This is a genomic window from Candidatus Sordicultor fermentans (assembly GCF_012728195.1).
Taxonomy (GTDB): Bacteria; Atribacterota; Atribacteria; order Atribacterales; family Caldatribacteriaceae; genus Sordicultor; species Sordicultor fermentans.
Genome location: NZ_JAAYFP010000041.1, coordinates 18,954 through 27,099 on the forward strand (window position 1 = coordinate 18,954; position 8,146 = coordinate 27,099).

Sequence of the window (8,146 nt, forward strand, 5' to 3'; positions counted from 1 at the left end):
TGATGATGACGCACGGAGGAAGAGTTATTGAGTGGCAGAGAAAAAGCGGTAGAACCTACTTGGATTTCTCTGCCAACTTGAACCCCTGGGGTCCTCCCCGGGAGGTAAAAGAGAGATGGGGAGAGCTTTTTTATTATGCTACAGTTTACCCTCCTCTTGACTGCTCCTTCTATAGAGAAGAGCTGGCCAAGATTTATAATCTTTCTTCTTCTTTTATTCTGCCCACGAACGGCGCAACGGCAGGAATTTATCTTTTAGCCCGTCAGCTCCCCGGAGAGACGGTTCTCATCTTAGAGCCCTGTTTTTCAGAGTATGCCCGAAGTTTTTCCCGTGCCGGAAAAAAAATAGAGAGGGTGTTTTTCCCCGTTTCTTCTAACTCTCTTCCCCCAGCAGATATCGTGGTGTGGGGAAACCCCACCAACCCCTGGGGAGTGAGCCCTCCTTCTTTTCTTTTAGACTATTTGTGGGAGATGAGCTTAAAAAAAGGAACAATACTTGTTGTGGATGAAGCCTTTCAGGAGTTTATAGAAGAAAAAACCTCCTGGGTTTCCCGCCTCGGGGAGAACCCTCGTCTTTATATCATTCGCTCTCTTACCAAATATTTTACTCTCCCCGGTTTGCGGGGAGGGTTCATTGCTGCCCATCCTTCTTCTTGCTCTTTTCTGGAGGAATATCTGGAGCCCTGGAGCATAAACTCCCTTTTGGCCCGGGTGTTAGAAATCATTGCTCAAGGGGATTTGGCCTCTTTTCGAGCTACCACGCAAGAGAACCTCCGGAGAGAAAAGCGATTTATAGAAGAAAACTTAAAAGGGGAGATCGGGGAACTTTTTCCCTCGGAAGTTAATTTCTACACCATTCGATTGAGACAGGGTAAAGAACTTTTTTCTTCTTTTTTAGAAGAGCGAGGGATATTGGTGAGGAGCCTTTCCGATTTTTTTGGTTTAGATGATAGCTACTTCCGCATAGCAGTGCGAACTCGCGAAGAGAACCAGCAATTAATAGAGGCGGTGAGAGATTATGCAAGAGAACTGGGATAAAAGCGTACTATTTTTAGGAGGAGCACGGAGCGGAAAAAGCCGCCTGGCCCTTGAGTGGGTAGAAGAAAGCGGCCTTTCTCCTTTGTATTTAGCTACTGGGGTGGCTACTGATCCGGAGATGGAAGAGCGAATTCTCCGCCACCAGAGAGAGCGCTCCGCGATGTGGAAAGTAGAGGAGGTTCCTTTTGGCCTGGGAGAAGCTTTAGAAAAAGACTGGAGGGGGCAGGGGGTGGTGCTGGATTGCGTCACTTTCCTAGTGAACAATATTTTCTGGAAAGAAAAGGATGGAGAAGAAACTTATGAACGCCTGTGTAGGGAGCTATCGCGTATATTCGAAAAAAGAAAAAAAGAGCACTTTTTGCTGCTTTTAGTGAGCAATGAGGTGGGGATGGGGGTGGTTCCAGAACACCCCGCCGGAAGAGAGTTCCGAGATCTACAGGGAAGGGTTAATCAGTGGATAGCCAGCCAGGTGGATGAAGCATATTTGGTGGTGGCAGGGATACCGTGGCGGCTGAAATAAAAAAAGCAGGCAAAGAGACGATACGACGGTTAAAGATGGCCTGGGGCTTTCTCACCGTTTTTCCCACAGATACTGGAGAATACAAAGAAGGCGACCTTTCTCGGGCCAGTTTTTTCTTCCCCGCGGTGGGCGCAGTGATCGGGGCAGTAAATGCTTCGCTTTTTTATCTTCTCCATTTTTTAACCCGGGATTCTCTCCTTTCCGCTTTTTTGGTGACTTTTATCTGGATTTTCCTCACCCGGGGCTTACACCTGGATGGCCTGGCCGATTCTTTCGATGCTCTTTTTTCTGGTGCCGGCAAGGAGCGGAAGCAAGAGATTCTTAAAGATTCCCATCACGGTACTTTTGGAGTGTTGGGAATCTTATTTCTGGTGGGAGCCAAGGTTTTTCTTTTGCAGGGAATAGAAAAAGACCCTCTTCTTTTTTTGTTTCTCGCACCTCTTCTGGGAAGAGCGGCAGCTCTCCAGTGGGGAGCTTTTTTCCACCCTTTTCCTCGCACAAAGAAAGGTCTGGGGGAAGAATTTGTGGGGCGAATTCCCCCTTTTTATTTTTTCTTCTGGCTCGTCGTTGCAGGAATTATGGGTTTTATGCTGGGAGGGGTGGAGACCCTTTTGAAAATTATCCTCGTCTTTGCTATTATTTATCCTCTGGGTAACAGATTGAGTGGAATTTTCGGGGGGCTAAATGGAGATCTTGTGGGTCTGGGGATTGAGCTGGCAGAAATTTTGATTTTAGCAGGAGGTAGATTTTGAGAAAAAGAGCTATTTGTCCAGGAAGCATGGGGGAATTAGTACAGGGATTCCGAGAGGGGAAGGAGGTTCTCATCTCTTTGCCCATCGACCGCTACAGCGAGATGGAGGTAATCTGGCAAGAAGAAAAGAGAGGGAAAGAGAAGAGAAACATCCTGTGGAAGAGCGAAAAAGCGCTGGAAATAGCCCTGAGAGAATGGGGCATGGAACACCTGGTCGGACAGGTCGCTTTTCGCCGTCTGCGAGAAATCCCGGAGGGTAAGGGCCTGGCCTCGAGCACTGCTGACATTGCTGCTCTTTTAGGAGCTCTTGCACGACTCCTGGGGAGGCCTCTTCGAGAAGAAGAAATCGCGAGAATAGCGCTGCAGGTGGAGCCCACCGATGGTGTTTTTTTCTCGGAGCTCTCTGTTTTTGACCATTTAGAGGGACAAGTTAAATTATCTTTGCCCCTGCCTCGTTATCTGGGAGTGGTGGTGGTGGAACTACCAGGAAAGAGAGACACTTTAACGCTGGATAGAGAAAAGCTGCGAAAGAATTGGGAGAGGCACCGCCGGGACGTAGAAGAGGCTTTTTATCTTGTGGAGCGAGGATTAGAAGAGGGAGACCTCTCTTTGGTGGGGCGAGGAGCCACTTTAAGTGGCGAGATTGTGCAGGAAGCGGAAAAAGAAGATTTATGGGAGAAGGTGATTTCTCTTTATCGAGAGATAGGTGCTGTGGGGGTAAACCGGGCTCATACCGGGAGAGCCTTGGGAATCTTGTTTGACCGAAGAGTATATGCTCCGCAGGAGATGCTCTCTCGGGTAAGGGAAGCGCTAAAGGGGGAAGAAGTGAAAATAGAAGTTAACGCAGTTATTTCTGGAGGAGTGAGGGTGGTGGAACTATGAAAGAGATTTATTTGCTTCGCCATGGCGATACCGATGCTACGGAAAAAGGCTATTTTGCTGGCTGGACCGACGTCCCTCTCTCTCCAAAGGGCGAAAGAAGAATTAATAAAGTGAGAGAAATTCTAAAAGGAGTGGAGTTTGAGCGAGTTTTTGTAAGCCCCCTCTGTCGTACTCAGGAGACCGCCCGGTTGGTCGCTCCTTCTGAGAACTGGGAAGTAAGAGAAGAAATCAAGGAGCGCTCTTTTGGAAGCTGGGAGGGAAAAAGCTGGGAAGATTTGGAAAAAGAATCCCCCGAGGAAGTTAAAAAATGGAGAGAGGCTCCTTCTCTCTTTGTTCCTCCCGGAGGGGAAAGTTTTTCAACTATTCTGGAGCGAGTGGTTCCTTTTTGGGAAGAACTCCTCAGTAGACCAGAAGAAAGAGTGCTTGTGGTTACCCACGGGGGGGTGATTCGCTCTATATTTGCTTATCTTTTGGAAGTGGACTTTGCGGCCACTTATTGCTTTCTTTTTGACCCTGGAGTCCTCGTTAAAACGAGAGGAAACCATTCTTTTTGTCAGGTGGTGAACATATTAAACACCGAGATAGAGCCGTAGGCGAGCGCTTTGATGGCAGCCTCTCCCTTTTCTATTGTGCGAGGTAGCCGCTATTGCGAGGGGGTACAAAACAGCTTGCGGCAAGTAGAAAAGGTACAAAAGATAAGAAAAATTAAAACAAACTACGCCGGGGCGGCGGCAGTGTGAAGAAAGCGCTTTCTTTTTAGGGAGGAAGTTACAATGATTTCTGTGGTTAATCATAGATATTTTGAGGTGGAGCCCTAATGGTGGGCGCTTTGAATTTGCTGACAGGATTCCTTTTAGATTTTTTTCTGGGAGACCCAGGAGGAAGATGGCACGTGGTGGTGGGAATTGGTAAATTAATTGAAGGCTTAGAAAAAGCTCTTTTTCCCCAGGAACGCCACTTCCGGCGAGAATTTGTTCTGGGTTTTGTGGTAGTGGTGGCGATGGTAGGGGGGCTGGGAGTAAGCTACTTTTTTCTCCGTCGTTTTCTCCGTTCTTATTCTTTGTTTCTCTTTTCGGTGGCGGAGGTTTACCTCATCTTTAATTTTTTATCTTTGCGCACCTTATTGCGTCGGGGAGAGGAAGTGAAGAAGGCTCTGGATGAGGGGGATCTGCCCCGGGCGCGGAAAAGCTTAAAGCATCTGGTGGGAAGAGACACCGAGTATCTTTCAGAGTGGGAAGTAGTAAGGGGGTGCGTGGAGTCTTTAGCAGAAAGCTTTAACGATGGAGTGATGGCCCCTCTCTTTTATATTTCTCTATTTGGTGCCTTAGGGGGTTTGATTTACAAAACAACCAATACTCTGGATTCCATGCTGGGCTACAGGGATTTTCGCTATTTTTTCTTTGGATTTGCCTCCGCTCGATTTGACGACATCTTAAACTTCCTTCCCGCCCGCTTGAGCATTCTTTTTATTGCTTGCGCTGCCTCTGTTTTGGGTCGCTGGGGAAGAAGTGCCTTGTCTGTAGCTTTTCGAGATGCTCGCAAACACGAAAGCCCCAACGCGGGGTGGCCAGAGAGTGCTATGGCTGGTGCTCTGGGGGTGAGGTTAGGAGGGGTAAATTACTACGGGGGAAAAAGAGAAGAGACTGCTTTTCTGGGGGATTTTGTTTTAGACCTCACTCCCGAGCGGATTGGAGAAGCGCTGTCGATTGTGCGCCTGGGTTCTTTTCTGGCTCTGGGATTTTTTACGGTAATTTCCATTTTGGTGGGCAGGATATGGTGATGAGCAATATGGTTAAAACTGGTTCTTCCCCTGTTTCCCCTCCCCGCTATGACCCTCATCGGCTGAAAAAGCAGGTATTGATTCCGGTGTTTATAAGCGGGGCGACCATTGCTTTCATTTTTTCTTTTTCGTCCTTCCGAGGGGTTACTCTCGACCTTTCTTCTTTTCGGCTTCTCCCCTTAGGGATAGGCCTGGTGTTGGTTGTATGCGCCTGGCTCATCGACAGCTTTCGTCTTTTTCTCACTGTTCGGGCCTGGGGGAAAAAAATCCGCTTTTCCCATGCTCTTCAGGCCATACTTTCCAATTATTTTTTGTCCTCTATCACTCCTTTTTCTACCGGGGGTAGTCCGGCTCAGGCTTATGTTTTAGCTCGTCGAGGGTTAACCTGGGGTGAGGCGGGGAGCCTGGTAACGGTTTGTGGCATTCTCTCTCAGGTGGGTTTATTGGCTTTGCTTTTCGTCTTTATCTTCGTTTTTAACATCGGAGTTCGCCTGGAGGGGGTGCTGCTTCACCTTCTCTATTCTTTTGCTATCTTGTATAGTGTGGTTTTATTTCTCCTTTTTTTCTTTTTACACCGTCCCTCTCTCCTTTATCGCCTGACCGATTGGGGAATTTCCTGGGTAAAAAGAACTTTCAAGCGAACAAAATTTTCTGAAGAAGCGGTCAGAAAGTGGGTTGAGGAATTCTTCACCGATTTCCAGCGGGGATTTAGCATTCTCTTTTTAAGAAAACCCCAGTATTTAATCTGGAACATCGTTTGTTATATGTTCAATTATTTATTTACTTTTTCTGTTGCCTATTTTGTCCTCCTTTCTTTGGGGGTACACCCTTCTTATTTAGAAGTGGTGGGAGCCCAGATTCCTCTTTATTACATTTTCTCCTTTATTCCCTCTCCCGGAGCTAGCGGGGGCGTGGAAATTACCCTGGCTTCGGTTTTTTTGCGGTTTGCTGGTGCTCGGCGCCTGGGGATGTTTATTCTCTTATGGAGAATCATCACCTATTATTTTCCTATGCTGGTAGGAGGAGCTTCGTTCTTCCAGCTTTTAGGAGAGGGAAACAACAACCAGAATGTCCCGGCGGTGGAAAAAAATGGAAGTTCCCGGGCTTGAAAAAGTTCTAATCTATGAGACTGTTGGTTCTACAAACGACGAGGCGAAGCTCCTTGCCCGGGAAGGCTATCCTGAGGGGACGCTCGTTATAGCAGAAGAGCAAACAAAAGGCAGGGGCAGAAAAGGAAGAGACTGGTTTTCTGTTCCGGGGAAAAGCCTCACTTTTTCTCTTCTCCTTCGTCCTCCCCGGAGCACCTCTTTAGCTCTCCTTTGCGCCCTTTCTTGTGCCTGGGCTCTGGAGGAGAAGGGCTTTCACGTACTTCTTCGCTGGCCCAATGACATCCTTTTAGGAGATAAGAAAGTGGGAGGGATTCTGGTAGAGAGCTCCTTTTCCGGGGACGAGCTCCTTTGTGTGGTCGTGGGGGTGGGGATAAACGTGAATGAGACGAGAGAAGATTTCCCTCCTTCTTTGCGGGAGAGCGCCACTTCTCTTTTTCTGGCCTCTTCTTGTATGTGGCAGAGAGGAGAGATTTTGAGGTCTTTTCTTTCCTTTTTCTTCCCTGTCTATTTTGCCTGGAAGGAGAGGGGAGGGGATTTTTCTCCCTGGATAGAAGACTATGAGAAACGCTCTTCTCTTCTGGGAAAAGAAGTGGTGGTGCGCTGGGGAGAAAAGACTGTTAGAGGAGTGGCGCGGGGCGTTAAAGAGGACGGTTCTCTTGTGCTCGCTAATTTCGAGGGAGAAACCCTCGTTTCCTGGGGAGAAGCCACGCTTCATGAAGGTGAGAGATGAAAGCCTCTTCTCGGTTTCTCGTAAGATGCGCTCTCGCTATTCTTTGTGTGTGGTTTTTGCCCTTTTGTTCCGCTTTTCTTCAGGGATAGTCCCTTTTAGCTTCCTTCCTTTTTTTTAGCTATTGTGAGTGGCTTTATTCTCTCTCCGGGAAGCTTTCTTTTCTGGGGGATGTTTTCCTGGGACTCGTAGGCTTTCCAGTTTTTGCTTCTCCCTCCTTTGGAGGGTTAACTTATCTTCTTAATCCCACTTTTGGATTTTTGCCAGGTTTTTTTATCTGTGGTGGAGCATGACCTTCCTTCTGGGTAGGCCGCTGGATTTTTACACCACTTTACAGATAGGATTTTTCCCCTTTATTGTGTTTGACCTCCTGAAAGCCGGAAGCTTTGCCTCTCGCCTTCCACGCTCTTTAGCACCTTTCCTCTTTTTGATTGATGAATCATGAGCGAGAGAGGGAAGGAGCGCTAAAAAGCAGGAAGGTTGAGCTTTGACTATGCTATAATGTCAAAAAGGAGGTTGGCGCTCAAGGTGGGGAGAGCTTTTGACTGGTTGAGGCAAGCAGAAAGAGACTTACAACAAGCTCTCTCTTCAGAAGAGCTGGGATATTATGAATGGGTATGCTTTGCTTCGCACCAGGTAGCGGACGGAAAAAGCGGTAAAAGCTCTACACCTCTTTATGGGGCAAGAAGCATGGGGGCACGTGGTGGCAAGGCTTCTTTTGGAGCTTCCTATTCCCGTTCCTGAGCATTTGGTAGAGAAGGGGAAAGTTCTTGACGGACACTACATCCCCCCTCGCTACCCCAACAGCTTTCCTGAAGGTGCTCCGTTTGAACATTTTGGTTTCCTACAAGCTAAGGAGGCAGTGGGTTATGCCCGTGAGATCCTTGAATTCGTCCGTGCTCAAATGGCCGAGGAGAGAAGAAGTTGAGGAAGCGCTTCTTTCCTGGGTAGAAAAAGAGAAAAGAAAAAACCCTGACATCCTGCGTATCGGTGTTTTTGGTTCCTATAATACTCCTTTATGGGGAGCGGGGAGCGACCTGGATGTGGTGGTGGTTTTACGAAGATCTCCTTATCCCTTCTGGGAGCGGTCGCGATACTTTAATACTATGAGCCTGCCGGTCCCCGTTGACCTTTTGGTTTACACTGAGGAGGAATTTGAGAAATTAGAAGGACGTTTCGCTCAAGTTATGCAAAAAGAGGTCCGGTGGCTATAGCCTTCGGTAGATTATAAAAGGGTAAACCCCCTTTGTAGCCCCCTTATCAGGCTTTACAGAAAGGTGTTTTAATAATATTTTCCGGCCTTGATGGCTGTAATTTAAAAGCATTGATATGCTAAGGAA

General features: G+C 47.7%; 11 protein-coding genes and 2 pseudogenes. All 13 read left to right on the forward strand.

Features of this window, described 5'->3' with window-relative positions; genetic code table 11:
* The first annotated feature begins 2 nt into the window (after nucleotides 1-2).
* The 13 genes and pseudogenes from GXZ17_RS02130 (at nucleotide 3) to GXZ17_RS02190 (ending at nucleotide 8,020) form a co-directional block, all read left to right on the forward strand.
* Nucleotides 3-1,037: an aminotransferase class I/II-fold pyridoxal phosphate-dependent enzyme gene (locus tag GXZ17_RS02130; RefSeq protein ID WP_409375647.1), complete on the forward strand. Its 1,035-nt coding sequence runs from the start codon at nucleotides 3-5 to the stop codon at nucleotides 1,035-1,037.
* Nucleotides 1,018-1,557, forward strand: a complete 540-nt coding sequence (gene cobU / locus GXZ17_RS02135) for a bifunctional adenosylcobinamide kinase/adenosylcobinamide-phosphate guanylyltransferase (RefSeq protein WP_409375648.1) — start codon at nucleotides 1,018-1,020, stop codon at nucleotides 1,555-1,557. The genes GXZ17_RS02130 and cobU overlap by 20 nt, the downstream gene beginning before the upstream one ends.
* Nucleotides 1,542-2,309, forward strand: a complete 768-nt coding sequence (gene cobS, locus GXZ17_RS02140) for an adenosylcobinamide-GDP ribazoletransferase (protein ID WP_409375649.1) — start codon at nucleotides 1,542-1,544, stop codon at nucleotides 2,307-2,309. The genes cobU and cobS overlap by 16 nt, the downstream gene beginning before the upstream one ends.
* Nucleotides 2,306-3,190, forward strand: coding sequence for a hypothetical protein (locus tag GXZ17_RS02145; RefSeq protein ID WP_409375650.1), 885 nt, complete (start codon nucleotides 2,306-2,308; stop codon nucleotides 3,188-3,190). The genes cobS and GXZ17_RS02145 overlap by 4 nt, the downstream gene beginning before the upstream one ends.
* Nucleotides 3,187-3,783 carry an alpha-ribazole phosphatase gene (cobC, locus tag GXZ17_RS02150; RefSeq protein WP_409375651.1) on the forward strand — a complete coding sequence of 199 codons (597 nt, stop codon included), beginning with the start codon at nucleotides 3,187-3,189 and terminating at the stop codon, nucleotides 3,781-3,783. Before GXZ17_RS02145 ends, cobC begins: the two co-directional genes overlap by 4 nt.
* A gap of 12 nt (nucleotides 3,784-3,795) precedes the next feature.
* On the forward strand, nucleotides 3,796-3,930 hold the full coding sequence (locus tag GXZ17_RS02155) for a hypothetical protein (protein WP_409375652.1): 135 nt from the start codon (nucleotides 3,796-3,798) through the stop codon (nucleotides 3,928-3,930).
* Between the two features lie 77 nt (nucleotides 3,931-4,007).
* Complete coding sequence (gene cbiB / locus GXZ17_RS02160) at nucleotides 4,008-4,970, forward strand: adenosylcobinamide-phosphate synthase CbiB (RefSeq protein ID WP_409375653.1); 963 nt, start codon at nucleotides 4,008-4,010, stop codon at nucleotides 4,968-4,970.
* Entirely contained in the window at nucleotides 4,970-6,079 is a 1,110-nt protein-coding gene (locus GXZ17_RS02165; protein ID WP_409375654.1) for a YbhN family protein, read from the forward strand. Before cbiB ends, GXZ17_RS02165 begins: the two co-directional genes overlap by 1 nt.
* On the forward strand, nucleotides 6,039-6,809 hold the full coding sequence (locus GXZ17_RS02170; protein ID WP_409375655.1) for a biotin--[acetyl-CoA-carboxylase] ligase: 771 nt from the start codon (nucleotides 6,039-6,041) through the stop codon (nucleotides 6,807-6,809). Before GXZ17_RS02165 ends, GXZ17_RS02170 begins: the two co-directional genes overlap by 41 nt.
* A gap of 155 nt (nucleotides 6,810-6,964) precedes the next feature.
* Nucleotides 6,965-7,099 (forward strand): annotated as a pseudogene (locus GXZ17_RS02175) (biotin transporter BioY); the annotation flags it as partial.
* Entirely contained in the window at nucleotides 7,096-7,251 is a 156-nt protein-coding gene (locus tag GXZ17_RS02180; RefSeq protein WP_409375656.1) for a hypothetical protein, read from the forward strand. The pseudogene GXZ17_RS02175 and the gene GXZ17_RS02180, both read left to right, overlap by 4 nt.
* Before the next feature lie 83 nt (nucleotides 7,252-7,334).
* A pseudogene (locus GXZ17_RS02185) lies at nucleotides 7,335-7,734 on the forward strand (HEPN domain-containing protein).
* Entirely contained in the window at nucleotides 7,676-8,020 is a 345-nt protein-coding gene (locus GXZ17_RS02190) for a nucleotidyltransferase domain-containing protein (RefSeq protein ID WP_409375657.1), read from the forward strand. The pseudogene GXZ17_RS02185 and the gene GXZ17_RS02190 overlap by 59 nt, the downstream one beginning before the upstream one ends.
* Nucleotides 8,021-8,146: the final 126 nt, after the last annotated feature.

Bases quoted from the DNA above. Each gene is read 5' to 3' on its own strand.
- GXZ17_RS02190 (WP_409375657.1), top strand. From the start codon at position 7,676: ATGCCCGTGAGATCCTTGAATTCGTCCGTGCTCAAATGGCCGAGGAGA.
- cbiB (WP_409375653.1), top strand. From the start codon at position 4,008: ATGGTGGGCGCTTTGAATTTGCTGACAGGATTCCTTTTAGATTTTTTT.
- GXZ17_RS02170 (WP_409375655.1), top strand. From the start codon at position 6,039: ATGTCCCGGCGGTGGAAAAAAATGGAAGTTCCCGGGCTTGAAAAAGTT.
- GXZ17_RS02165 (WP_409375654.1), top strand. From the start codon at position 4,970: ATGAGCAATATGGTTAAAACTGGTTCTTCCCCTGTTTCCCCTCCCCGC.
- GXZ17_RS02155 (WP_409375652.1), top strand. From the start codon at position 3,796: ATGGCAGCCTCTCCCTTTTCTATTGTGCGAGGTAGCCGCTATTGCGAG.
- cobC (WP_409375651.1), top strand. From the start codon at position 3,187: ATGAAAGAGATTTATTTGCTTCGCCATGGCGATACCGATGCTACGGAA.
- GXZ17_RS02130 (WP_409375647.1), top strand. From the start codon at position 3: ATGATGACGCACGGAGGAAGAGTTATTGAGTGGCAGAGAAAAAGCGGT.
- GXZ17_RS02180 (WP_409375656.1), top strand. From the start codon at position 7,096: ATGACCTTCCTTCTGGGTAGGCCGCTGGATTTTTACACCACTTTACAG.
- cobU (WP_409375648.1), top strand. From the start codon at position 1,018: ATGCAAGAGAACTGGGATAAAAGCGTACTATTTTTAGGAGGAGCACGG.